At 65.7% G+C, this 24962-nt stretch carries 19 protein-coding genes and 1 pseudogene; 9 read left to right on the forward strand and 11 right to left on the reverse strand.

Going from position 1 to position 24962, the window contains the following annotated elements; genetic code table 11:
• Positions 1-16: 16 nt before the first annotated feature.
• Genes ACIPPS_RS31800 through ACIPPS_RS31810 form a run of 3 tightly spaced genes read left to right on the forward strand, consistent with a single transcriptional unit; the run spans position 17 to position 3181 of the window.
• Positions 17-694: a class I SAM-dependent methyltransferase gene (locus tag ACIPPS_RS31800; RefSeq protein WP_401439401.1), complete on the forward strand. Its 678-nt coding sequence runs from the start codon at positions 17-19 to the stop codon at positions 692-694.
• Positions 691-2007 (forward strand): N,N-dimethylformamidase beta subunit family domain-containing protein, encoded by a 1317-nt coding sequence (locus ACIPPS_RS31805; RefSeq protein WP_401439403.1) that lies wholly within the window; start codon positions 691-693, stop codon positions 2005-2007. The genes ACIPPS_RS31800 and ACIPPS_RS31805 overlap by 4 nt, the downstream gene beginning before the upstream one ends.
• Before the next feature lie 19 nt (positions 2008-2026).
• Positions 2027-3181 (forward strand): glycosyltransferase family protein, encoded by a 1155-nt coding sequence (locus ACIPPS_RS31810; RefSeq protein WP_401439406.1) that lies wholly within the window; start codon positions 2027-2029, stop codon positions 3179-3181.
• Between the two features lie 601 nt (positions 3182-3782).
• On the opposite strand, the gene ACIPPS_RS31815 is transcribed toward ACIPPS_RS31810, so the two are convergent.
• Positions 3783-4139: a hypothetical protein gene (locus ACIPPS_RS31815; protein ID WP_401439410.1), complete on the reverse strand. Its 357-nt coding sequence runs from the start codon at positions 4137-4139 to the stop codon at positions 3783-3785.
• 193 nt (positions 4140-4332) lie between these two features.
• On the reverse strand, positions 4333-4461 hold the full coding sequence (locus ACIPPS_RS31820) for a hypothetical protein (RefSeq protein WP_401439413.1): 129 nt from the start codon (positions 4459-4461) through the stop codon (positions 4333-4335).
• Between the two features lie 121 nt (positions 4462-4582).
• Here ACIPPS_RS31820 and ACIPPS_RS31825 point away from each other — a divergent pair, with 121 nt between their 5' ends.
• Together ACIPPS_RS31825 and ACIPPS_RS31830 are read left to right on the forward strand one after the other, a co-directional pair.
• Positions 4583-5098 (forward strand): FkbM family methyltransferase, encoded by a 516-nt coding sequence (locus ACIPPS_RS31825; protein WP_401439455.1) that lies wholly within the window; start codon positions 4583-4585, stop codon positions 5096-5098.
• Between the two features lie 23 nt (positions 5099-5121).
• Entirely contained in the window at positions 5122-5760 is a 639-nt protein-coding gene (locus tag ACIPPS_RS31830; RefSeq protein WP_401439415.1) for a histidine phosphatase family protein, read from the forward strand.
• A gap of 32 nt (positions 5761-5792) precedes the next feature.
• On the opposite strand, the gene metG is transcribed toward ACIPPS_RS31830, so the two are convergent.
• On the reverse strand, positions 5793-7517 hold the full coding sequence (gene metG, locus ACIPPS_RS31835; protein ID WP_401439418.1) for a methionine--tRNA ligase: 1725 nt from the start codon (positions 7515-7517) through the stop codon (positions 5793-5795).
• Between the two features lie 354 nt (positions 7518-7871).
• Between metG and ACIPPS_RS31840 the strand changes: the two genes are divergently transcribed.
• Both ACIPPS_RS31840 and ACIPPS_RS31845 read left to right on the forward strand, forming a co-directional pair.
• The gene (locus ACIPPS_RS31840; protein ID WP_401439420.1) at positions 7872-9167 is read left to right on the forward strand and encodes a nucleotide sugar dehydrogenase; all 1296 of its coding nucleotides are present in this window, start codon (positions 7872-7874) and stop codon (positions 9165-9167) included.
• Between the two features lie 11 nt (positions 9168-9178).
• Entirely contained in the window at positions 9179-10129 is a 951-nt protein-coding gene (locus tag ACIPPS_RS31845; RefSeq protein WP_401439423.1) for an NAD-dependent epimerase/dehydratase family protein, read from the forward strand.
• 99 nt (positions 10130-10228) lie between these two features.
• Here ACIPPS_RS31845 and ACIPPS_RS31850 read toward each other — a convergent pair whose 3' ends face one another.
• From ACIPPS_RS31850 to ACIPPS_RS31865, 4 genes are all read right to left on the reverse strand, one after another.
• Entirely contained in the window at positions 10229-10606 is a 378-nt protein-coding gene (locus tag ACIPPS_RS31850) for a hypothetical protein (RefSeq protein WP_401439425.1), read from the reverse strand.
• Entirely contained in the window at positions 10606-12588 is a 1983-nt protein-coding gene (locus ACIPPS_RS31855) for an AAA family ATPase (protein WP_401439428.1), read from the reverse strand. The genes ACIPPS_RS31850 and ACIPPS_RS31855 overlap by 1 nt, the downstream gene beginning before the upstream one ends.
• Positions 12589-12765: 177 nt before the next feature.
• The gene (locus ACIPPS_RS31860) at positions 12766-14904 is read right to left on the reverse strand and encodes a DEAD/DEAH box helicase family protein (protein WP_401439430.1); all 2139 of its coding nucleotides are present in this window, start codon (positions 14902-14904) and stop codon (positions 12766-12768) included.
• Entirely contained in the window at positions 14898-15578 is a 681-nt protein-coding gene (locus ACIPPS_RS31865; protein ID WP_401439433.1) for a hypothetical protein, read from the reverse strand. Before ACIPPS_RS31865 ends, ACIPPS_RS31860 begins: the two co-directional genes overlap by 7 nt.
• A gap of 131 nt (positions 15579-15709) precedes the next feature.
• Here ACIPPS_RS31865 and ACIPPS_RS31870 point away from each other — a divergent pair, with 131 nt between their 5' ends.
• Complete coding sequence (locus tag ACIPPS_RS31870; RefSeq protein ID WP_384145492.1) at positions 15710-16684, forward strand: DNA-methyltransferase; 975 nt, start codon at positions 15710-15712, stop codon at positions 16682-16684.
• Positions 16685-17394: 710 nt separating this feature from the next.
• Positions 17395-17973 (forward strand): annotated as a pseudogene (locus tag ACIPPS_RS31875) (IS5/IS1182 family transposase); the annotation flags it as partial.
• Here the strand turns inward: ACIPPS_RS31875 and ACIPPS_RS31880 are convergent.
• From ACIPPS_RS31880 to ACIPPS_RS31895, 4 genes are all read right to left on the reverse strand, one after another.
• A complete protein-coding gene (locus tag ACIPPS_RS31880; RefSeq protein WP_401439437.1) occupies positions 17957-18511 on the reverse strand; it encodes a hypothetical protein in 555 nt (184 codons plus the stop codon). The pseudogene ACIPPS_RS31875 and the gene ACIPPS_RS31880 overlap by 17 nt on opposite strands.
• A gap of 27 nt (positions 18512-18538) precedes the next feature.
• Positions 18539-19459, reverse strand: a complete 921-nt coding sequence (locus ACIPPS_RS31885) for a hypothetical protein (protein ID WP_401439439.1) — start codon at positions 19457-19459, stop codon at positions 18539-18541.
• Between the two features lie 1633 nt (positions 19460-21092).
• On the reverse strand, positions 21093-23081 hold the full coding sequence (locus ACIPPS_RS31890) for a serine/threonine-protein kinase (RefSeq protein WP_401439441.1): 1989 nt from the start codon (positions 23079-23081) through the stop codon (positions 21093-21095).
• Between the two features lie 362 nt (positions 23082-23443).
• On the reverse strand, positions 23444-24772 hold the full coding sequence (locus ACIPPS_RS31895; RefSeq protein WP_401439444.1) for a class I SAM-dependent RNA methyltransferase: 1329 nt from the start codon (positions 24770-24772) through the stop codon (positions 23444-23446).
• Between the last annotated feature and the right edge of the window lie 190 nt (positions 24773-24962).

The raw sequence follows: 24962 nt of genomic DNA on the forward strand, positions 1-24962 counted from the left end.
GAGGGGTGGTCATAGCGTGACCGGAACGGAAGAACGACAGGGCGATCCGGGCGACTGGTCCGGAGGGCAGATCGCCTACTACGGGGCGCGAGCCGACGAGTACGACGCCACCTACGGCACCCGCATGGACATGCCGCGGCTCGCGAAGGCCCTGGACTCGCTGCCGGTCGGCGGTGACGTCCTGGAGATCGCCTGCGGCACGGGCCAGTGGACCCGGCTGCTCTCTCGTCGGGCCCGCAGCCTGACCGCGCTGGACGCAGCGCCGGAGATGCTCCGCCGGGCTCGCGACCGTATGCGAGGAACCGAGACCCGCTTCATCGAAGCCGACGTCTTCGGCTGGGAGCCGGACCGCCAGTACGACACGGTGTTCTTCGCGTTCTGGCTCAGCCACGTGCCGCCGGTGGAGATGGAAGCGTTCTGGAACCTGCTCAGGTGGGCTTTGGTGCCCGGCGGTCGCGTGGTGTTCCTCGACGACTCGCCGGCGAAGGCTGAGATCGAGGACCAGGCAGGAGCGGCGTCCGTGCCGACCGTCCATCGCACCCTCTCTGACGGCTCCCGTCACATGGCCGTGAAGGTGCTCCGAGACTCCACCGAGCTCACCTCCCACCTGAGCGGTCTGGGTTGGGACGCCCGCGTCGAGGCAATCGACCCGTTCCACCTCGTCGGCGTGGCCCGTGCCAAGGAGGGCTCGTGACCACCGTCAACGGCTACGCGGCCCGGCCCAGCGTCCGAGCCGGCGAGGTTGTGCGCCTGCACATCGCCACCACCGCGCCCCGCTTCCACGTCGACTTCTACCGCTGGGGAGCCGAACCGCAGCACGCGGGGCACGTCGAGTGGCCCGGCCGTGCCGCGTCTCCCGGAAACTTCGACGCGGACTGGCAGTGGCCCGCGTACGAGTTCCTCGTGCCCCCGGAGTGGCGGTCCGGTGTCTACATCGCGGTGCTGGGCACGGAGCGCGGCTTCGGCATACCGCCGTTGGATGCCCGGGAGGCGCGCATCCTCCTGGTCGTCACCCCCTCCGCGCCCTCCGGCCGCAGGATCCTGTACAAGATCCCGACGTTCACTTACCAGGCGTACAACACGGCGGGCGGCGGCAGCCTCTACAGCGCCGCCCACGTCACGACGCGCCGTCCCGGGGGCGGTGTCGGCGGGCCCGTGAAGGGCCTGCCGGACGCGTACGACACGTCATCGCCCCGGCAGACGTTCGCCCACTGGGACGCCCCCTTCATCGCCTGGATGGAGCGGAACCGGATCGAGGCCGACTACTGCACCGACCTGGACCTCCACGAGGGGCTGTTCCTGCGCGACGGATACCGCCTCCTGGTCGCCGCCGGTCACGACGAGTACTGGAGCACCGACCTCCGGCGCCACGTGACCGCCTTTCGGGACGCCGGCGGCCACATCGCCAACTTCGGGGCCAACACCTGCTGGTGGCGAGTCGGCGTCACCCCGGACGGGACAGGGCTGTCCTGCGACAAGTTCCCGCCCGGAGCCCCCGCCGGCACCGACCCGGACAGCTCGTACGGGTGCCCGGACCACTGGTGGGAGTCGGAGCCGGAGAACACCCTCTTGGGCGTGAGCTACCGCAACGGCGGTGGCCACTGGGAAGGCACCCGCGCTTCCCAGGGCTTCGTCGTCACCGACGCCGGCCACTGGGCCTTCGCCGGCACAGAGCTCAGGACCGGAGACAGCCTGGGACACGGCGGGGCGCTTATCGGCTACGAGTGCGACGGCGCGGCGTTCAAGTACGACGCCGTCGGCCGCCCGCGCCCCACCGGCCAGGACGGAACGCCGAAGGACTTCGAGATCCTCGGCATCGCAGAGCTCCCCCCTGCCTGGAACTTCGCCGCCCGGGAGCCGATGCCTGGCCCCCGGGCCGCCACGCTCGGCGTCTTCACCGCCAGCGGCACGGTCTTCACGGCCGCCACCACCGACTGGGCGCGCCTCCTGGCGACCGATCCCCAGGTCGCCGCGGTCACCCGCAACGTCATCACCCGGCTCTCCTGACCGAAGGGATGGGATCGTCGTGCCCGCAAACGGAACCAGTAACGTACGACCGCTCGACGTCATTATCGGTGTCAACGGCATCGGTATGGGACACACCGTCCGGCAGAGCGTGATCGCCCAGTACCTCCGCGACCGCGGACATCGGGTCCGGATCGTCACCAACGGCCAGGGCAAGGTCGAGTACTTTCGGGACCTCGGCTTCCCCGCCTGGGACGCCTGGATGCCGACGCTGCTCGCGCGCGGCGACCGGATGCACGCCCGCGACGCCCTACGCGCGAACATCCGGCAGGCGCCCGGAGGTCTCCTCCGCCACCTCCGGCTGCGCCGGGCTGTCCGGAACAGTGGCGTCCCGGACGTGTTCGTCACCGACTACGAGCCCAACACCCCACGCCTCGGCTACCACTTCGGTCGACCGCTCGTCTCCATCGACCAGCAGAGCAAGTACCGACACTTGGACCTCCCCACCGTCGGCCGGTACGCCCGTACGGCCGACGAGCAACGACTGCGGTACTTCGCGCCCCGCGTGGACCGGTCCTTCATCTGCTCCTACGTCCCGCTGGGTGCCGAGGACCAGAGGGTGGAGTTCATCTCCCCGGTCGTCCCCGACCTCGTCAGGTCGGCGCCGGTCACCACCGAGCCCCTCGCCACGGCCTACTTCTCCCGCTACTTCGACCACGGCCCGGAGGAGTCCGTCCGCGAACTGGCCTCGATCTTCCGCCAGTCCGTACCGGACCGCACGCTGCGGATCTATGCACAGCCGACGGAGCTGAGGTCCCTGCGTGGGTACGCCGACACCCAGATCGAGATACGCGCCTTCGACCGCGAGGCGTTCATCGCGGACATGGCCCGTTCCGAGGCCGTCTTCTCCAACGCGGGCTTCAACCTGATCAGCGAGGCCCTCGTCCTCGGCAAACCGGTCCACCTCGTCCCGTTGCCGACCTACGACCAGCACTGGTGCGCCAAGGTCGTCGACGAGGCCGGGCTGGGCACTGCCGCCCCGCGCGTCGAGCGGCGATCCGTCCTCGATTTCCTCGCGCGGGGGCAGGCGCTCAGCGGCAACGTCGTACGCCACCGCGACCTGTACCTCGCAGCCGATCCCCGGGAACGGATCGCCTCGTACCTGGAGAGCCTGCCGGCCGTCGACCGGCCGATGCCCGCGCCGATCGCGAGGTAGCCGACATGCCGACTCCCCCGGTTCCTTCCTACGTGGTGACCGCGGCGGTCGTGGCTGCTGTGGTGGCCTGCTACCGATTCGGGGTCTCCCCTGCGGTACGGACTCTCGCCCGGCGCCCCACGCCACTGGCCATGGGTGCGGCCGTCGCGGTCATCGCCCCCTTGGCCCTCCGTCCGTCGCCTCTCCCCGAACAGCTGCGCTGGTTCGTCGTCTCCGTGATCGCCCTCCTCACCTGGCGAGGCGCCACGAGCGACTACGACGTCACGCTGCCCATCGGTCCCCAGCGTAGGGACAAGCTGCTCCTCCTGTTCCTCGCCGTCGCGTCCTGCCTCTGGGCTCCCGCCCTGCTGGCATGGATCGCCGTGTTCTGCGGCAGGCTGCGTGGCTGGCAGCACCACGCGATGATGCCGGTGAGACTGCTGAAGGGGTACCTCGCCTGGTTCCTCGTGACCGCGGTCCTCGCCCCGCCCCCGTCCGACTCCACGGCGGGTCTGGTGCTGGTGCTCGGCTGTGTTTCGCTGTCGCACTACGTCAAGCCAGCCTGGAGCAAAGCACGTCTGGGGCCGCGTCCCTGGTCCTGGGCCTGGCACAACCGCACGCACTACCTCATGGCCGCGGCGTACTCCTGGGGCTGGGCGCGCTTCCTCCCGTCCGGCAAGGTGTCCCAGCTTCTGCGCCGGGCGGGCCTCGTCGACCGCCCCGTCAACCTCCTCACGATGGCCGTGGAGGCCGTCGGGCTGATCGCCTTCCTCGACCGCCGGCTGCTGATCGCGATCCTGGCGGTGACTGCACTTTTCAACCTCGCCGTCGTCCTCGCCTCCGGCATCTTCTTCTGGGAGAACATCGCCACCAGCATCGGACTCGCGACGACCGTCGGGCTGCTGCCCGAAACGGAGCACGACACGTCCTTCGGGTGGCCCGCCGCCCTGGTCGCACTCATCGTGATCCTGCTCAGCACCGCCGACCTGCTGTGGCAGCCCTGGCATCTGGGATGGTGGGACGCACCCTTCACCGCCCGCGTCCACTGGCAGGTGGAGACCGTCTCCGGCGCGACGCGGGGTCTCTACAACGACTACATGTGCCCGTACGAGCGCGAGTTCGGCCGCGTCGAAGGCTACTTCCTGGCGGACGAGCCCGTCCTCCACGGCCACCTAGGAATCGTCTGGGACCGGCAGCTCCGGGATCTCCTCGTCCAGGCCCGCGGTGACCCGGACCGGCTGCACCAGCTCAAGCAGACCTATGGCCAGACACACAGGAACGAGGAACGGTCGGCCGAGCACGTCGCCTTCCTGACCGCCATGTTCACCCGGCTCAACGCCGGTACTCGGAAGAGCCCCCTGCCCCGGTGGTTACGTCGCCTCAAGGCGCCCGGGGGCCAGCTCTACCGATGCCAACCTCGGAATCGTGCTGAAGCGCTTCATGCGCGAGCTCCCGGACCACGACTTCTACGCCTTCGAGCCCAACGCGACCCTGCTCCCCTCCATCACGGCGAACGTGGAGCAGGCCCGGCACGCCGGCCTGGTCGAGGTCTCCCCCAGTGCGGTGTGGACGGAGGACGGCACGATCGACCTCTTCCTCGGCCACCACGAGAGCTCCACCGTAATGCCCGGCAAGCGGGTACCGCCCGTGTACGACCAGCAGATCGACTACAGCTCCCCCGTCGCCGTGCCGGCGGCGGACTTCAGCACCTGGCTCCGACGGACCGCCACGCCGGAGGACCACGTCGTCGTGAAGATGGACATCGAGGGCGCCGAGTACCCCGTGCTCAGGAAGCTGCTCGCCGACGGGACGATCGACCTCGTCTCCGTCCTCTACGTCGAGTGGCACCACGACCGCTTCCCCGCCATGAGCCGGGCCGAGCACGACGAGGTCGCCGCCGCCGTCTCCGCACGCGTCGACGTCCGCCACTGGGACTGACCGGAGTGAGAGGACACGACGCCATGGAAACCCAGCGCATCTACCTGGTCAAGCACGGCGAGACGGAGGAGAACCTCCAGGGCATCCACCAGGGCCGCGCGGTCGGCGGCCGGCTCAGCGAGCGCGGACGCGCCGACATCGGGCGGGTCGGCGCCTGCCTCGCGGCGTCCGGGGTCGCCGTGGACCAGATGCTCGTCAGTCCGATGTCCCGTTGCCGGGAGTCGGCCGGGATTCTCACCGCCGCGCTCGCCCCGGCCGACGTCCGCGTCGACGAGCGTCTGGCCGCCAAGAACAGCGGTCACCTCGGGGGCCGGCCCAGGGAACTCGCCGCCTCCGAGGCCGCTCGCCACGGTGTGCCGATCCACCGGCTCCGCACGCCGGGCGGCGAGTCGTCGGAAGACGTCCAGGCCCGCTACGTGGGCCTCTGGGACGAGGTCTGCTCCGGGGGACGACGAACCACCGTCCTTGTCGGGCACGGTGGGGGCATCGCCTGCCTGTTGCTGTGGCTCACCGGGAACGGCTTCGACCGGTACCTCCAGCACGTGCCCGGGTCCGCCGGGGTCACGTGCGTGGAGATCGGCGGTCCGGCTCCGCGCGTGCAGCTCATGAACGTCTCGCCCGCGGACCTGCCCGTCCTCCTCCACTCCCGTACCGCCCGATGAGAGCCGGGGCGGTACGGGTGCGGGGATGCCTGTCAGGCCTCCGGGGCGCCGCCGAAGCGCTCACGGTAGGACTCCAGGTCCTCCTCCGTGATCTTCGCGAAGAGCACCGGCGGCACCGTGAACGCGGTGCCAGCCGGGACGGTGTCCAGGGACTTGGCCTGGTCGGCGGTCACCCAGGTTGCGGTGTCGTTCTCCAGAGCGAAGGCCCCGCGCATGGCGGCGGTCGACGTCGGGATGAACGGCTCGGAGACAACCGCGTACAGGTGGATCAGGTTCATCGCGGTACGGAGCGTCAGCGCGGCGCCGTCGGCGTCGGTCTTGATCTCCAGCCAGGGGGCCTTCTCCTCCAGGTAGGAGTTGCCCGCGGACCACAGCGAACGCAGGGCAGCGGCGGCCTTGCGGAACTGGAGGGCCTCCATCTGCTCCTCGTACTCGCCGAGCAGCCGTGCGATCTCCTCGCCCAGCTTCGCCTCCGCCTCGCCGGCGGCGTGCCCGGCCGGGACCTCGTCGCCGAACCGCTTGCGGGAGAACGACAGCACGCGGTTGACGAAGTTGCCGAGGGTGTCCGCCAGGTCCTTGTTCACCGTGGCGGTGAAGTGCTCCCACGTGAAGGAGGAGTCGTCCGACTCGGGGGCGTTGGCGATCAGGAAGTAGCGCCAGTAGTCGCCGGGCAGGATCTCCAGGGCCGCGTCGGTGAAGACACCGCGCTTCTGGGAGGTGGAGAACTTGCCGCCGTAGAACGTGAGCCAGTTGAAGCCCTTGACGACGTCGACCTTCTTCCAGGGCTCGCGCACGCCGAGCTCGGTGGCCGGGAACATCACGGTGTGGAAGGGGACGTTGTCCTTGGCCATGAACTGCGTGTACCGGACGGTGTCGTCGGCCTCGTACCACCACGACTTCCAGTCACGGGTCTCGCCGTCGGAGGAGGCGTCCGCCCACTCCTTCGTCGCGCCGATGTACTCGATCGGAGCGTCGAACCAGACGTAGAAGACCTTGCCCTCGGCCGCGAGCTCCGGCCAGGTGTCGGCCGGGACGGGCACACCCCAGTCCAGGTCGCGGGTGATCGCGCGGTCGTTCAGGCCCTCGGTCAGCCACTTGCGGGCGATGGACGTGGACAGGTGCGGCCACTCCGCGCTGACGGTGGCGATCCACTCCTCGACCTCGGGCTGGAGCTTGGACTGCAGCAGGAAGAGGTGCTTGGTCTCGCGGACCTCCAGGTCCGTGGAACCGCTGATCGCCGAGCGCGGGTCGATCAGGTCGGTCGGGTCGAGGACGCGGGTGCAGTTCTCGCACTGGTCACCGCGGGCCTTGTCGTACCCGCAGTGCGGGCAGGTGCCCTCGACGTACCGGTCCGGAAGGAAACGGCCGTCGACCGGCGAGTACACCTGACGGATCGCACGCTCCTCGATGAAGCCGTTCTCGTTCAGCTTGCGCGCGAAGTGCTGGGTGATCTCGACGTTCTGCTGCGAGGAGCTGCGCCCGAAGTAGTCGAAGGCGAGGTCGAAACCGTCGTACACGGCCTTCTGCGCGTCGTGCGCCTGCGCGCAGAACTCGGCGACGGAGAGGCCGGCCTCCTTGGCGGCGAGCTCGGCCGGCGTGCCGTGCTCGTCGGTGGCGCAGATGTAGAGGACGTCGTGGCCGCGCTGGCGGAGGTACCGGGAGTACACGTCCGCCGGAAGCATCGACCCGACCATGTTGCCCAGGTGCTTGATCCCGTTGATGTAGGGAAGCGCGCTGGTTACCAGGTGTCGAGCCATCCTTGGATGCTCCATTTCGTACGTACGGCGCCGGTGGCGCTGCCACGGCGGGCCCAGGTCGGGAGGCCGCAGCCGACGCGATCACTCCGATCGCACGTCGACGTCACTCATGGTGACGGAACGGGACTGCAGGCCACCGTCATCGTATCGAACCGGGGGTGGGGCCAGCCCGCGGGTTTTCGCGTCTCTCCTTGGCTGCACCCGAAAAGCACTCGGCCGTCCGAGACAGGCGGCCAAGCGAGTCCCGGACGGCCGAGGCGTTCCCCATCTTACGGCCACCACCCACGGCGGATCTCGCCGCGAGTACGCCCCACCACCCGATTCCCAACCCCGAACTGCAGCAAGGTGGACCACGTGACCAGGAACCACGAGCCCCGTCGACTCCGTGTCGTCGTCGTGGGGCAGGGGTACGTCGGGCTCCCGCTCGCGGTGCGAGCCGCCGAGATGGGGCACCGCACCGTCGGCCTCGACGTTGACGCCGGACGGATCAAGCGGCTCGTGGTTGGCGAATCGTACGTCGAGGACGTCTCGGACAGACGGCTGGCACCGCTCCTCGCCACTGGCGCCTACCGGCCGACCATCGACCCGTCCGACTGCGCCGGGTTCGACGTGGCGGTCGTCACCGTCCCGACACCGCTGCGCGACGGCGCGCCGGACCTGTCGCATGTCGAGGACGCGGCGCGGACACTCGGCCGCCACCTCACGCGCGGAGCAACCGTCGTTCTGGAGTCGACCACATACCCCGGGACGACCGAGGAGGTGTTCCGCCCGCTCCTCGAACGCGGTTCCGGGCTGGCCGCCGGCCGGGACTTCCACCTCGGGTATAGCCCGGAGCGCATCGACCCCGGGAATCCCACTTGGAAGCTGGAGAACACGCCCAAGGTCGTCTCCGGCATCGACCCGTCCTCCAGGGAGGCGGTCCGCGCCTTCTACGCGTCGCTCGTCGACACGGTCGTGCCCGTGGCCAGTTGCAAGGAGGCGGAGCTGACCAAGCTCCTTGAGAACACCTTCCGGCATGTGAACATCGCCCTCGCCAACGAGCTGGCGATCTTCGCCCACGACCTGGGCATCGATGTCTGGGCGGCCATCGACGCAGCGTCGACCAAACCCTTCGGGTTCATGCCCTTCACCCCCGGCCCCGGGGTCGGAGGTCACTGCCTGCCCGTCGACCCCTCGTACCTGTCGTGGCGGGTCGAGCGGACCCTGGGGCAGAACTTCCGCTTCGTCGAGCTGGCGAACGACGTCAACAACCACATGCCCGACTACGTGGTGCGGCGCCTCGTGGCGGGCCTCAACGAACGCGGAAAGCCGCTCAAGGGCTCTCGGATCCTGCTGCTCGGTGTGGCGTACAAGGCCAACACCGGGGACGCCCGTGAGACGCCGGCGGCCCGCATCGCCGAACTCCTCACGGGCATGGGCGCCGAAGTCCAGGCCGCCGACCCCCATGTCCTGGACGACGCCCACCCCCGCGCCGCCGGCCTGGAGGGCCTCCAGCGGGTCGAGGTGACCCCCGGCCTGCTCGCGACGGCCGACGCCGTAGTCCTCCTCGCGGACCACGACGCCTTCGACTACCCCCTGATCAGCGCGCACTCCCCATACATCCTCGACTGCCGTCGCCGGCTCACCGGCGCCCACGTCGACTCTCTCTGAAGGGAACCACCGTGAAGATCGTGATCACCGGCGGCGCCGGATTCATCGGCAGCAACCTCGTCCGCGCACTGACCGAGCAGCCCCAGGTCACCCGACTCCGGGTCGTCGACAACCTTTCCACCGGGGACAAGACGAACCTCGCCGGCCTCGACGTGGACTTCTTCGAGGGAGACGTCCAGGACGCCGCCCTCCTCGACCGGGCGTTCCGCGGCGCCGACGCCGTCGTCCACCTGGCCGCGCTCCCCTCCGTACCCCGGTCCCTACAGGACCCGCTGGCGAGTCACCACGCCAACGCGACCGGCACCCTCCAGGTCCTCGAAGCCGCCCGCCGCGCCGGCGGCCCGCACGTGATCGCCGCCTCCTCGTCCTCCGTCTACGGCGCGAACCCGCTCCTGCCGAAGCACGAAGACCTCGCCACGGCCCCCATGAGCCCGTACGCGGTCACCAAGCTCGCGACGGAGGCGTACCTGAGCGCCTACCACCACAGCTTCGACCTGCCGGTCCTCCCCTTTCGCTTCTTCAATGTCTACGGCCCCGGCCAGCGCGCCGACCACGCCTACGCCGCCGTCATCCCGAAGTGGATCAGCGCCACCCTCGCCGGCGAGCCGGTGACCATCCACGGCGACGGCACCCAGACACGCGACTTCACCTACGTAGGCACCGTCTGCCACGTCCTCACCGATGCCCTACTCCGCCGCGTCGTCCACCCCTACCCGGTGAACCTGGCCTTCGGGACCCGTACCTCGCTCCTGGACCTGGTCCAGGAGATCGAATCCGCGACTGGGCAGCTCGTTGGCCGGGAGTACAAGGCTCTGCGCACCGGTGACGTCCCCCACTCGCAGGCGGACGATGCGCGCCTGCGAGCGCTGTTCCCCACGGTGACACCACTGCCGATCCAGGAGGGAATCGGAACGACAGTGGGCTGGTTCCGTTCCGCATTCGGGGTAGCGGCCTCGATCTGAGCAAGATGACCGCCTCACCGCAGGCGGGACGGCATGCGATGTAGTGATTCTCTCGCCTCGTCACGCCGTTGACCTCCTCGGCCAGGCACGCGTTGCAGCTTAACTTGGCGAATGCTCAGGCATGAGGTCTCCGATGCTGCCGATGATGCCCTGCTCCAGGTGCTCGCCCAGAACGACAAGCCCCTTATTCATCAGGGTCTCGATAGCCCTGTAGGGCTCCGACGACGCTTCATCTGGGTAGAAGATCGATACAGCTTCCGCCATGCTTCCACCGACATCGATACCGGCGGAGTTGTAATTACTCCCCCCTCGGTTTCCGAAATGCCCATCCCGTTCCAGGCTCATACCTTCTCGCACCGCATAGGCGAATCCGAGTCGCGCAAAATCCATGCGATCCGTGGCGGGAAAACCCCGAGCGAGTTCTACGGCTACCCGTTCGGCCTCGATCGTCAACGCAATATTCTTCAGATCGGCCACTACACTGCACCCCTCAGCTTCAGCTTTGTATGGCGCGTCGAGATGCGCTCCAACTCAAATTCAGCAACAAGGTCGCTACCAAGGGAGCGTAGGGCCGTTTCCCGATCGAACTCTCCATCGAAGGCGAAGAGAACGACCTGATCAGCCATTCGAGGCAACGCGGCTACAACATTTCTGGTGTGATCTCGATCAAGTCGACCAAAGGGCGAGTCCATGAGTACAGGCCCCCGTACAGCAGCGCTGTGCTGAAGTGCAGCGATCAACGAAAGTGCCACGAGGTGCTCATAGCCAGCAGATCTGCCGGTCACAACCTCATTCTCTCTGTCGATGATTTCGAGTCCGTAGCGATCGGTGATGCGAAGCCCCGCGTAATCCTCCTCAGAGGCGATCCTCGCAAAGTTTTGGGAGGCCGAGCCTTCAACGCGGTCCTTCAGCTGCCGGCGGTAGGCCTCGATGGACTGACTGAAAAGCCCAACGAGATCCTCAGTTACACGCTGCTTCAAACCGACAGTGGCGTCAGGAGTGAAATGCTGCTTCGCGAGATAGCTGTTGAGTTCTTCGATGCTCGCGTCCTGATTCTGGATATCCTTTGCAGCTTTTTCAAGGCGCTCCCGATGACGCGAAAGTTCGATTTTCCGTTCATCGCGTTCCTTGGATAGAGATCGGATCGCGTCTTCGTCAACCTCGCCAAGCTGGCTCTCGATGAGGCCCAGATCCTCTATCGCGCCGCTCAAACCCAACTTGACCTGCCGCAATGCACGGTCCCGTTCGCGAACCAACCTGCCGTCATAGGCGGCGATGTCAGCTAGCACCTCCAAATGCCCCCGAGCCCGCGTCATTTCCGCGTCGAGTTCAGCCCTTCGCTCAAAGGATGCCCGCCGGGTAACACCTTGGAGAATCACATCTCGTTCGTCCGATGAAAGGTCTCGTTCGCACACGGGACAGTTCTCATGCGCTTCCAGGTGATCGCGATCCCGCAAAGCTGCTGATGCGAGGCGCAGCTCCCCATCGATACGATCGACCTGTGCGCGGATCTGCGCAACTCGGATACGGGCAGGCTCAGAAAGCACCGCCTTCCATAGTTCGCCCGAAAGCTCGGCAAGCTCTCTCTCAGCGACCTCCTTCTGTGTTCTCAGCTCCGAAGCACGCTGCCGCATTTGGTCTAGCTGGCCGAGCAGTCTTTCCGCACGAGGCTGTTCACGCAGCGATTGTTCGATTTCAGCGATTCGGGATTCGGTGTTGTCGACGGCCTCCTTTATCGCCCTGCGGTCACGCACTAGCTCCGCTCGGACGTCTTCGGCTTCCGCCAGTGCAGCCCCCAGCTGCTGAGTCTGAGCATTAGCGCTTGCTTGCTCAGCGAGCCGGCGCCGAGCCTTTGTCCGGAGCTCCTCTGCATCGCTGAGAGCATTGGCCACGATCGGGATGCCGAGCACCTTCTCGATGGCCTCTTCCAAATGCTTGCCCTGGTCACTGTCTTTATCCAGCAAACTCTCGTATTGGCGCAGCAACTCGCCGTCAAAAAGGAAGAACTGACTGACAGACGAAGGAGCGATCTGCTGAAGCAGCTTCTCAGTGTCAACCTGAGACAATGGGACATTGTCCTTCTCAAGCAAGGCAGACACGTTCGACTGTTCCCGCTCGTCGTAGCGCCGGGTCAGGCGGTATTCGACACCATCATTCGAGAACTCGAGAATGGTCGTGAAAGAACCATAGCCAGCTGCGCGTCGAGCCTCAGAGTTCACAAGCTCTGCCGCACTCTGAGCGCCTCGACGGCCAAGAATCTCACCGTAGAGCGCCCACCGGAATGCGTTCTGCAGCTTGGTCTTTCCCCGCCCGTTGGGTCCGTAAACGATGTAAATTCCGTGCGCACGCGGAAATTCCATCACCTGACGACCTCGATAGGGCCCGAAGTCCTCTATCATCAAGCGTCGAAATGACAACATCAGCCACGCCTCCCCGGCTGCACGTTCGCGGCGACCCATCGATTTATGATCTGTTCTGTCGCCTTCCGCGCCTCTGCACGATCCTCGACGTAAAGGCGGTGTGTGTCCAAGATTTCTTCGACGAGACCCTTATCGAGGTCAGGGAAGCCTGCACCTCTGATCTCTTCAACGGTTGACAAAAGGTCGGCGGCCTCATTGCCTGAGCTGCCTCGAAGATCACCCATCTATATCCTCATCTTCGTTAGTAACCTCGACACCGCTGAGGCGGATTTCGTCAAGCTGATCGAGTGGCAGCCCGAGATCGACCCATTTCCTCTCAAGCTGCGCCACCGCACTCTGACCAATACTCCACTCCGCAAATTGGCGAGCACGCGCCAGCTCACCATAAGTCAGAGACAGTGTAGGGTCAGAAGGGTCAACAGATTCAGGCAACACCAGAACGTCCATAAGTGTTGCGATGGTCTTTCCAGTCGAGCGCCGGAGAATGCGCCCCCTGCGTTGAATAAACTCGCGTGGGTTCCGAGATGAAGACAGAATTAGCGCGTGTGAGGCTGAGGGAATATCTACGCCCTCATCCAGGCACTTAATCGAAACAACGATTCCACCATTGGTGTCGAAGAGCCTGAGTGTCGCCTCTGGATCACCAGCCATCTGCCGGTGGTACTCCCACGAAGCGATGCCACGATCTCGCAACGCGTCCCGCACCGCCCGCAGCTGCACTTGGTTATCACAGTAGATGAGCCACTTTTGCCCCGGTCGATATTGGGCAGAAACGATCTCCGCGGCCTTCGGGATCTTGGCTGCAGCACCCTTTGCAATTCGGGAGCGCTCGATGAGCTTCATTCGTAGACTGCCGAGCGCATCTTCCCGGGATCCCGCTCCCTGGGTCATGGCATACATGCGCCGGATTTTTGCTGTAATTTCATCCCACTGCTCTTGTTCGGACTGACTCAAGCTCACCCAATCCGGCCGATACAGGTAGGGGGCCAGGACCTTGTCGTCAAGCGCGTCTGCCAACGTATAGCGGTCGATAATTCCGCCGAAGTAGTCAAAGAGCGCCTGAGTTCCCACCGAGTCATTTGCGCGCTCAGGCGTAGCGCTTAGGCCCAGCCGAGCAGAAGGCTCAAGCCAACCCATGATCGCCCGAGATTCCGGGCTGCCGATCCTGTGCACTTCATCGACGATCAAGCCGACTCGATTGGCGACAGGCCGGACCTGGGACCGGAAGGCTGGCGAGATAGCGCTATTAAGGACAGCAACGATTGCGTGAGGCGTTGTGGAAGCTCGCTGCTCCAAAGCGGCCCGAACGAGACCGTCTTTGGCCCACCGCGTATTACCTCCACCGCATAGAATGACACGACAGCCGAGCAGTTCCCTGATCTGGCGCGCCCACTGTTCCAGCAGGAGGGTCGACGGAACGAGGAAAACCGGGACGAGTCCTCGTGCAATTAGCAGTTGGGCGCAGTACAGGCCCGTTATGGTCTTTCCGGAACCGGTCGCGTGGCTGAGTAGGCCACACAAATCACGTCGTTGCCAGTCGGCCACCGCTCGACGTTGATGATGGCGAAGTTCCACTCCACCGACGGCTGGATGTTGGGCTGCAGGAGTCTCCTCACCCGACGAGAGCGCAGCTTGCTTCAAAAGCGCATCGAGGTCGACATCTTCGGCAATCCGCTCCAACTCATTTTGGATTTCAGCCGGCAGGGCTAGGACATCCACTCCTCGAATATCTCCCGACCAGACTCGGTCGAAGCGCGCTGTCGCGTTAGCGACGCGTTCGGCGTCCCGACCGCCCTCCCATGAGGGCCAGACGTCAATGGACTCAATGTTCCCGAAGGTCGAGAGCCCCAAGAAGCTCTCGTTCATTGATCCGCGAAAGCCAACGACATGACCTTCTCGGTCAACAAACAGACCGACTTTATCGTGGAACATTCGCTTGGTCTGTGCGGAAGCGAGTTCAGCAACCCGTGCGATACGTACGTCGAGTCGGCCACAGGCGACCAGGGCCGCCAGGAGGCGAGCCGTATCGGCACGATCGGAGCTGAGCATCTCCTGAAGTTCCCGGTGAAGATCCTCAGTGAGGGCTGCATCATCACGCGCTTGATAGCCGTACAACAGCCCATCTGCGTCGCGCTGGGAAAGTCGCGGAGAGCATAGCAACCGCATGCGCCCGCTATTTTCAGTCACAAACGTTGCCAACGAGCGCCACGTGAGATGAAAGATCGTGGAGCTGAAGAAGCCCGTTACACGGTCATATCGAATCGCCTCACGCAGGCAAGGGTTGTAAAAGTCGGCCGCGATATCGTTCACGTCGCTGGCGTATTCGGTCCTTAGAGTGCCGAGATCTTTCAGCATCCCGGAAGTACCTCACCAGAAATCGAATGGAGACTCAGCGAAACTCGCCGTTCAATGGCCTCGGCCAAATGGCCTGAACGGGCGGCGATGATTGTCTCCACCCGATTTGGCCTCCTCAGCTGACGGACTTCCTCGGCAATGCCTCGAGCCACCGCACCAAATACCACGCTTGGCGGCGCCTGGACACCCTTCGACCAAGGATAGCCACCTCCGGCGTCTTGCATGTCCGCATCCCACAAGATGAACGTCCTTAGTTCCGCGTGGTAGCCGGCAAGTAGGCAGCGGACGTTGTCGCTACGGTCGAACCTGAAGCGGCGCCGCTCAGAGTGTGGGACTGGTTCCCCCACTGTCAGTTGGATGCGAAAGGTTCCAGCCTGCCGCTCAGAAGCGTGCTGTGTCGCCCTGAACAGGTACAACCTGACTCGCAAGGGCAGTGGGGGCCGTAGGCGCAGGAGGATCGGTTTGCCACGCAGGCTCTCCTCCCCAGGCACGACCGCCAGGTGCTCCCGCAGAGCCCGCGCCAGCACTTGCCCGAGGTAGGGGCCGCTTTGGGCAGACGCCCCCCTCGGCATCGCCTCGAACGCCTCGTCGTCCATCGTCAACCACGTCGGATGTTCCATGAAGGTCCCTCCCCAGGCGCAGAGAGGCCCGATGTCTCCGCGTAGTGTCAGCATCGCATGCAGTGCTGACAGCTTGAGTGTCGATCACGCCAGCAGCCGACCTCAAGCGTTCCTGCCCTGCAGGCTTCGGTATGACCTGTGCGCCAGGAGGTAAGGTTGCCCTGCGCGATGAACATGGAGAGGACGTGACCTCGCAGATGCACGAGCTGTTGAGCTCTGGACGGCTCTGCTATGCAACGGCCCTAGGCGAGCAGGTGTGCGGGGATAGCTTGGAGCTCCTCGCCCAGCTACCTGCCGACAGTGTCGATCTCTTCGTGACAAGCCCTCCATTTCCGTTGCTGCGCAAGAAGGCGTATGGCAACGAGGATCAAGAGCTTTACGTTGCATGGTTGGCTCAGTTCGCGAAATTGGCTCGAGATGCGCTCAAGCCCACCGGTAGCCTGGTCATCGACATCGGCGGCGCCTACCAGAGCGGTCGACCCGTACGATCTTTGCATCAATTCCGGGCGCTGCTCACTTTCGTCGACGATCTCGAATATCGGCTGGCCGAAGAATTCTACTGGTACAATCCGGCGAAGCTTCCTTCACCCATTGAATGGGTCAACAAAAGGAAGATTCGCGCCAAGGATGCAGTGAACACCGTCTGGTGGCTTTCGAAGACCGATGACCCGAAAGCGCACGTAGGGCGCGTCCGCGTTCCATATTCGGAATCCATGAAGCGCCTCTTGAAGAACCCCGAGAAGTACTATAAGCCGAAGCGTCGACACTCAGAGCATGAAATCGGCGAGGCGTTCGGGAAGGACAATGGGGGCGCCCTCCCTTCGAATCTCTTGTCAATCCCCAACTCGCAGTCGAATGATAATTACCTTCGCACCCTCAAGCTCTTGAAGCGCCCGGGGCATCCTGCTCGCTTCCCAATGAAGCTGCCGTCCTTCTTCATCGAGATGTTGACTGACCCAGGGGACCTGGTTGTCGACTTCTTTAGCGGCTCCAATACCACTGGCAGGGCGGCGGAGACGCTGGGGCGTAAGTGGCTTTCTATCGAGCGTGACGAGACGTACTGCGCACTCTCCGCAATTCGTTTCTTGGCTGATCGCCCCGCTGATGAGATTGAGGAAGGTATACACAGAATCGAGCAGGGGGGATCGCTGATTCTGTGACCCTTCTCGCCTGCGGTCGATCTAAGCGCAGACTAGATTCCGTTATCACTCCCCTTTGGCGGGGGAGAGATCGGATGCCGTTCGAGCACCTTGGCTAGGCGTTCTTCGAAGGTTCCTCCTTCAACTCGACGCTTCTGAGGACCGACGTACTGCCTCCAGCGCGAAGGGTGCCGCGGCGTTCCGGCAACCATCCATACTTCACGGGTGCCTGAATGTCGGAGGTGCTGTCGTAGCCAGGTGACCTGGTCACGCAATATGGCACCCGTCGCACCAGTAACTCGACTAGTGCCCCACGCAAAGAGAACTTCATCAGAGCCCTCCAGCGCCTGCGAGAGAAGTGATCGCGATCTCGCAATATCAGTGCGGTGCACCGGTAGGTGGGCCAACTCGATCGAATCCCTAGATGGAACGTCCAAGAGATTGGTAAGTCGCACCTCGGTACAGTGGAGCAGTTGGAGAGCTGTGGCGAGGTTGCGGAACGAGATGGTCGTCTCTGCGGGGCGTAGGGGTGGATTGAGTAGAACCGCGCAAAGCGTCCTTCCTTGGGGGGCTTCCAGCAACAGAAGATCTTCCCTCTCTTCACGATTGTTACGTGAGCCCCGCTGACTGAGGCTGTAGGCGACTCCGAGAGCCGATTCCGAAGTTTACGCCTGAGCGACGGTCTTCTGGGGCTACCCCGTATCCGCTGGTCACGGGTGAGAGATCTTGCCTTGGCCAGTGTGATCACGGGGTCTGAGCCGTGCTGGATTCCCTCCTTCACCAGGCTGAGCCCGCAGCAGTTCGTCAAGTTGGTCACCGCTTCGCGGCGCCAGGGGGCAGACCCAGCGCGCAAGGACCAGCCGGGAGCCTGTCGCTGGAGCACCGGCTCCTGGCCGCCGTGCGCTGTCGCACGAACCTCACCCTGCGTCAGCTGGCACCGTGGTTCGCGGTGTCGAAGTCGGCCACAAACCATCAGCACTGCATCAATTCACCAGCTCGTCGCTGCTGGCGACCAGCCGGGCGTCAGGCCACCGCAACGACTGCAAAGCATGGGAGCTGTCCGGTGCCAAAGGCGCCGGCGGCAAGGCCACCATGATCGCGGGCGGCGACTAACGAGACACTGGCTGGTCATCCCGCAACGCCAAGAGCGCGTTCGGGAGGGGCCGCAACGCCTCCTGCAGCAAGGCCCGCACCCCTCGAGCATGGCTTCGCCCGTACTAGGACCCGGAAGATCCTGCGCGACCGCCGCCTCGGGCGACGGCGTCCACCGCGCCGTGCTCGGTATCGCCCGCCTCAGGGCGAGTTCTCTTGACGACGCTGTACCCAGCCGGGATCCCGAACCGGCATCGCAGGTCGCTCAGACTCTGTTAGCTCGGCGTCAGAGAGACTCATGACTTTATCGAAGAGCCAGATCAGGCGGGCGAATCTCAGTGCCGCAAAGATCATCGCGTACTCGAAAATGAAGCGGGCTGACAGCGGGTCCGTCTCGCGATCGAGCGACAGAGCGGTGAGCAGTAGGAGGCAGCACAAGGCTGTCGCTTGCAGTAGGCTGCGCCAGCTTCGCCTGAGCTCGGCATGGTGCTGCAGGCGTACCGCGCGCAGTCGCTCACCGTTCGCAGCGGTATAGAGGGAGATGGCAATGGCGCTGAGGCCACCGATTGCCGAAACCGTGCCAGCCGCGGCAGCGTACAGATCGGTGCGCTGTGATGACTCGATCCAACTCAGCCAGTCCCCCGACCCCAGGCTTCGAACGATGAGGATGTGGGAACCCAACGCTGCCCCGGCAACGAGGTAGTCAAGCTGTAGGTGGCCGGCCCAGATGTCCTCAACTGTGGTGCGTACGCCCACGTGCCCCCCTCTGGTCAATGCGGCAGGTCACGCGTCCCCTGCGTCCACCGCCAGCCGCAGGGCATCCTCGTGTTCAGCCGCTGCGCCCAGAATGGCATCCACCGCTGACACGATCCGGATCGAGTTACCTTCTTGATCCGTGGCCGGTACGCGCCTTTTGGCCGTAATGCTGTGCTCGACCAGCTCTACCAGGTGAGTACGCTCTGGCCCGGTAGGGTCGCTGTAGATCAGCGAAGCGCGTGCTCGCTCCGCACCAGTGACCACATCTGAGATCTCATCCAGGTCCGCCAGGAGCATCTCTCGATGTTCCTTGAGCTCCTTACCCCGGGGTACGGAGATGATCACTGTCACGCTGATCTCACCATAGGACTCACCAGCAACCCGGAACGTGCGGGCGAGGCCGCCCTTTCGTTCCCTGAGCGCGCCCATCTTGTTGGCCATGAGCTTGACCTCGACACGGCTGGCGCCGCTGGCAGTCTTAAGCCGCTCGACTTCGGCATGAGCGACGACTGGCCGCACCTCGAACTGAGTACCGGGGAAGAGACTGATCCCGTTCAGCCACGCCTCCAGGGCGCGATGACTGGGCGCAGACTGGCTGCCACGCATGATTCCGATGACGTTCCCGAAGGGGAGGAAGCAGATGACGGAGGTGTCCAGGTACCCCTCATGCGCATTCTGCTCTAGCTCGCGCAGGCTGCCGGTGTCCCAGTTCATCACCGACAGCCATTCACCAGCGTCCTTGACTCGGTGCAGCAGCAGATGGTCCTGCTCGTGATACGTGGTGATCGTTCCCACTAGCTGCGAGTCGCTCTCGAAGGTACGACCCGAGACCGGGACCTGCGATAGATCAGCCAGGACGGCATCCCAGTCCATTGGCTCAGGCATGCGCTGGCCCTCGCCATTTCTCACAGTCACCACCTCGTAGAAGTGGATCGTGCGCTCCTTCATGTGGCCCAGAGTGGCCAAGGCTTACTCCCTCATGCCGCGAATTGCATCTGGCTGTCAGCCTGATGCGGATCGCCCGACGCGCCCCCAGCGGAGCAATGATCGTAGAGGCAATCCTGCCTGTCCATGCCATTCGGGCATGCCGCGTGATCAAGGTTCCATCGAGGCCCCACTGGGACCTGCGAACCGAACCCAGATGCCGGCCAGCGGCGGATCCTGGCTCAGTAGGCGATTCCGCCGTGGTGCGAACAGGTTCCACGACCCCTTGTGCTGGACGTCCAGCCGTCCACACAGAGGGTTCCGCCGTGCACCGGTCGGGTTGCGGAGGGCGCAGGAACAGGCCGTTCGCGTGGTCTGACCAAGCAATTGGACTGTGCCCCGATCCACCAAGCCTGAGGAGCCCCGGCCGGACACGTTCCGTACGGCGTGTGGGCAGGTACCAGCCCCTCCCGCACGAAGGCCCGCATCGCTGCTTCCAGAGCAGCTGGGGACGACGGGGTCGCATTCTCGTCGGGCGACGTGCTGCTTGAAAGCATCAGCCGGCGATCGACCTTCGTAACCTGTATGGCTATGCCTTCCCCGGCCAATGGCCGAGCAACATTCACAACAGAGGCTGCGCGTCCTCCAGCATCAGCCTTCTCCAAGCGGGCACTCTCCGTGGCGAAGACATGGCCGTCGTTCGTCGTGAACTGGAGCGTGACTTCGTACCATGCAGCTTGTTCTGGGTGGCTGTTGGTGACGTTGACCTCGACCGAGGACATGCCCGTTTCTTGATCGGCACACTGCAGGGTGCCCAGCGTGACGTCTTCTGACAGCGGCACGCTCTTCAGAGGCTTGGTTGGTTGCCTCTCGCCCTGTTGCGGGCAGAGTGCCTGCTCAGCGCGAGGGGGTGATTGCGTACAGCCCGATCCCAGAATCGCGGCAGCTACGACGACCACCAATACACCCGTCCGCACCTTGCCTCCCCCAACCGCTCGGTCAACCACCCTGGAATCCGTGCCTCGATCCTCATCAGTTGTTAGAGGTAGCGTATCGAGTAGGGGTTCATGGCGGTTCTCGTGTGAATCGATCACCAGCGTCTGCCTACTTTGGTGGTGGCAGGCGATGTCCACGCCGGGAAGGCTCGCCGCGTACGTGACGCCATAAGGCGGGTACGTCGCCTCCCCGGGACCTCGCCCTCCAGCCTCCTCCCGAACCAGGAGGACCACGAGCAACGCCGCCGCTCCTTCGGGTTTCGGCTCGTCGGCTCCTTCAACGCCGAGGCCATATCCGCGTCCATGTAGGCCACTAGTACCGTCTTCACTCCCATGCCCACACTAGTGCCGACCGCTGGCAGCCCGGTCGTCCCGAAAACGCCCGACGTTTTGGTCGATGGCCAGCGATCAAGCGCGTATTAGCAGGTCAGAGGCACCCCGCTCCCCCATCCACCAAGTGCCTTCTAAGCACTTGACGGGAAGAGCGCGGGCGGCAATCAACACGGGACCGTACTTGGAACCGCTTCCCCCGGCGCAAGGCTGGAGGGACACGTGCACCGGGGGTGGGCAGGCTCATGCCCGCGTTCGGCGCCTGACAGGCCACAGACGTGCCTCGCTCGGCCGGCTATCACCCAGCGCAGTGGTGATGCCCGGAGAGGAGGTCAGCTCGCACAGCTTCCGGCCGTGCCCCAGCGAAGGAAGTCCGTGGTTCCAGCACCGTCGAGGACCGCCACCGCGTAGTGGGCATAGCCCCATCCCTGCCCCGCGCGGGATTCCGCGAGAACCGCCCGGCAGGCCACGCCGGCGGCGGCCTCTGCCCATTCCTCTCGTGTGCTCTGGTCCCACTCGGGCTTCGTGGCCCACACGTACATCACGCCTTCGTGCGGAGCGAAGCCGATGCTGGTGTTCTCGTCGCTGATGTAGCGGGGGTCCTCGAACAGCCGGGAGTTGGCGTTCCAGTCGACAAAGAGCTGATGGACCGCCTCGGTGGCCACCCTGATTTCACGCTTGTCGACGCTGGGGATCTGGGCCGCGGCCAGCCCTTGTTCAGTGGGGTGCCAGCTCGGGGCCTGCCCGGTGTCGATGGCGGTGCGGTCGATGGTCTGTGTGATGCAGCTGGTGTTGGCGCGGAAGTCGTCCTCCCACACAATCGCCGGCGCCGAGGGAGTGGTGTTGTCGACCAGGACGTACTCGTCGTACGGAAGGGACTTGTAGATGTCCACCATCATGCGCAGGGTAAGGCAGGCGTTCTTGCCCACCCCTTGCACGACGCGTGACTCAACGGCCGGGCCGCTGATGGCTATGTAGAGCTCTCTCCGAGACGGAGCGTAGCCCACGTCGTACTGACCGCTGTAGTTGTACTCCTCGCCCATGCCGAGGCCAAGGTCGTGTCCGAGTGCGGCCTCGGTCTCGATCTCCGACTCTCCCTTGGCGCGGCGAGCCGCACGCCACGTGTCGAGCGTCGCCTCGTCCACGTCCGTAGAAGGAAGGGGTGACGCGGCGCCCACAGCAGCTTGGGAGCTTGCTGCGGGTGAAGCGGAAGCCGGCATGGTGGCAGTCTTGCTGGGGGATGCGCTGGCGGGAGGACGGGAACTCGTCGAAGCCGTCTCCATCTTGTCGGGCTGCAGGGCCAGCGCTCCACCCGCCAGGCCGCCTATGACAGTGCCCACCACCGCCGCGATGCCGACGAGTCGTCTGCTGGAACGGGCAGGATGTCTCCAGTTCGGGTCGTCCAGAGTGGGGACGGCCCACTGGGCAGCGACGAGATCGCCCACCAGTGTCGGTTCCGCACCCGTCGGCGCGACCTGTGTGGCCTGTGCTGCGAGGAGGACGGCACATGTCTCGGCAGCGTCCCGCGCGGTGGCTCGGTCCCGCGGCACCTTGGCGAGAGCCCTGCTCACGATGGCGTGGAGTTCGCCAGGAAGCCCACGCAGATCAGGATCCTCGGACATGACCCGGTAGGCGACCGCGTCGGGGGCTCCCCCGCCGAAGGGCGCGCGACCGGTGGCCGCGAAGGCTACGAGGGCGCCCCAGACAAACATGTCGCCCTCGGGACCCGTGGTACCGGTGCGGTAGTGCTCAGGGCTGATCCATCCTGGGGTGCCGGTCAGAATGCCGGTGCGCGTCACGGATGTGCCGTCGGCGGCATGAGCGATGCCGAAGTCCAGGACTCGGGGACCGACCGGGGTCAGAATGACGTTCTGCGGCTTGACGTCCCTGTGGACGACACCCGCGGCGTGAATGGCCGCGAGGGCCTGGGCTGTGCCCGTAGCAAAGGCGTAGAGGGTTCCACCGGCCAGCGGCCCGTGCGCGGCGATGTACCGATCGAGGGTGAGCCCTGGGGCATAGGCAGTGGCCAGCCACGGTGACGGTGCTTCGGCGTCAGCCGCGATCAGGGGTATGAGGCAGGGGCCCTGGACACGGGCGGAGAGCTGGACTTCTCGGCGGAAGCGCGCCCGGAACTCCGCGTCGTCCGCCTGGGCAGGGTGGACGACCTTGACCGCGACCCGCAGACCGGCGGCGTCGAGACCGGCGAACACCGTGCCCATGCCCCCTGAGCCGAGGCGCCCGATAATCCGGTAGGGGCCGACGCGCTTGGGGTCACCGGGGTGGGCAGCCAGCACCCGCCCACCAGAACGAGCACTGCTCACCGGGCTTCCGATCTCCTTCAGACGTGCAGCAGGCCAAAGGCCGGACGCATGCCGGTACCTGAGAGCTGGATATTAGCCGCGCGTCGAGGCGATAGGCACTGCCTTCTGGGCAATGGTCGGCAACGCTTCCTCATCGACCGCACAAGAGCGAAACGGAGCCGACGAGCTTCGCTCGCCGTGCTCCGTCGCTTTCGCCGCAGAGCGTCTGTTCATCGGTGCGCGCCGCGGCCTGGGCCTCCCCGACAATCGACTGACACCCCATCAGAAGGAGCGTCAAGTGAGCGTCACGAGCGTCATTTCAGCGTCAAGATATCGCCCGTAACGCCCACACCGCACATACCGCGCACCCGCAAAACCCCAGGTCAGGCGTCCTTCTTCACCGGCTCCAGGATCGCCACGCACTCCACGTGGTGCGTCATCGGGAACAAGTCGAACGCCCGCAGCGTCCGGACCCGGTAGCCGCCCTCCGCGAAGTAGGCGATGTCGCGGGCCAGGGCCGCCGGGTCGCAGGCCACGTACGCGATGCGGCGGGCGCCCAGGCCCGCGAGGTGTTTGACCGTCTGCTTGCCGGCGCCCGCGCGGGGCGGGTCCAGGACGATGAGGTCGACCTCGGTGATCCTGGTGCGCGGGAGGACCGTGTCGACCTTGCCCTGTTCGATGCGGACGCGGTCGTACGCCTCCAGGTTGTGGCGGGCGTCCTCCACCGCGCGCTTGCCCGACTCGATGCCCAGGACCGCGCCCTGGTCGCCGACGCGGTCCGCGATCGCGCCCGCGAAGAGGCCGACGCCGCAGTAGAGGTCCAGGGCCGTGTCGCCCTTGCGGGGCATCAGGCCCTGCATCACCGCGAGGACCAGGGTCTGGGCGGCCTTCGGGTGGACCTGCCAGAAGCCGCCGTTGCCGACGCGGTACGTACGGTCGTCGGCGCGCTCGCGGACGAAGGGGCGGCCGTGCACCCGGTGGATGCCGCCGTCGTGCTCGTCGACGCGGAGCACCGAGACCGGCTTGTCCAGCTCGACGAGCGGGAGGCGGGCGCCGGGCCGGGGAGCGAGGATGACCTGGCGGTCGCCGGAGCCGGAGGCCGCGATGGCCTCGACCGAGGCCATGCCCTCCCAGTCGCGCTTCTCGATGCCCAGCTCGGAGACGCCCTCGGCGGCGATCATGCAGTGGTCGATCACCTCGACCTCGTGCGAGCGGTGCCGCCGCAGACCCGCGTGGCCCTCGGTGTCGACCGCGTACTGGACGCGGGTGCGCCACTGCGGGACCTCGCCCGCCGGGAGCTTGTCGCCCTCGGCCGGCATCACCGTGCCGTCCCAGCCGGCCTCCTCCGGGGTGAGTCCGGCCAGCCGCTGGAGCTGTTCGGCGATGACCTCGCCCTTGAGCCTGCGCTGCGCGCCCGGCTTCGCGTGCTGCCAGTCGCAGCCGCCGCACCTGCCCGGGCCCGCGAACGGACACGGAGCCTCCACCCGGTCCTTGGAGGCCTCCAGGATCTCGACGGCGTCCGCGCGCAGGTAGCGGGACGTCTCGTCGCCCTCGGTCACCTTCGCGACCACCCGCTCGCCCGGGAGGGCGTGCCGCACGAAGAGGACGCGGCCCGCCTCCGTACGCGCGATGCAGTGGCCGCCGTGCGCCACTGGGCCGACCTCGACCTCGTACTCTTCCCCGACCAACGAAGAAACAGGTGCGTTCTGCATGACGGGGTGACTCCAGAGAAAGAGAGCGGTGGGGGGGGGGGGGGGGGCGGCCCCCCCCCCCCCCCCCCCCCCCCCCCCGGGGGGGGGGCCCCCGGCCCCCCCCCCCCCCCCCCCCCCCCCCCCCCCCCCCCCCCCCCCGCGCCCCGCCCCCCCCCCCCCCCCCCCCCCCCCCCCGCGCGCGCCCCCCCCC

This window comes from Streptomyces sp. NPDC090127 (genome assembly GCF_044746945.1).
In the GTDB taxonomy this organism is placed as follows: domain Bacteria; phylum Actinomycetota; class Actinomycetes; order Streptomycetales; family Streptomycetaceae; genus Streptomyces.

Bases quoted from the DNA above. Each gene is read 5' to 3' on its own strand.
- ACIPPS_RS31830 (WP_401439415.1), top strand. From the start codon at position 5,122: ATGGAAACCCAGCGCATCTACCTGGTCAAGCACGGCGAGACGGAGGAG.
- metG (WP_401439418.1), bottom strand. From the start codon at position 7,517: ATGGCTCGACACCTGGTAACCAGCGCGCTTCCCTACATCAACGGGATC.
- ACIPPS_RS31855 (WP_401439428.1), bottom strand. From the start codon at position 12,588: ATGGGTCGCCGCGAACGTGCAGCCGGGGAGGCGTGGCTGATGTTGTCA.
- ACIPPS_RS31860 (WP_401439430.1), bottom strand. From the start codon at position 14,904: ATGCTGAAAGATCTCGGCACTCTAAGGACCGAATACGCCAGCGACGTG.
- ACIPPS_RS31865 (WP_401439433.1), bottom strand. From the start codon at position 15,578: ATGCTGACACTACGCGGAGACATCGGGCCTCTCTGCGCCTGGGGAGGG.
- ACIPPS_RS31885 (WP_401439439.1), bottom strand. From the start codon at position 19,459: ATGAAGGAGCGCACGATCCACTTCTACGAGGTGGTGACTGTGAGAAAT.
- ACIPPS_RS31895 (WP_401439444.1), bottom strand. From the start codon at position 24,772: ATGCAGAACGCACCTGTTTCTTCGTTGGTCGGGGAAGAGTACGAGGTC.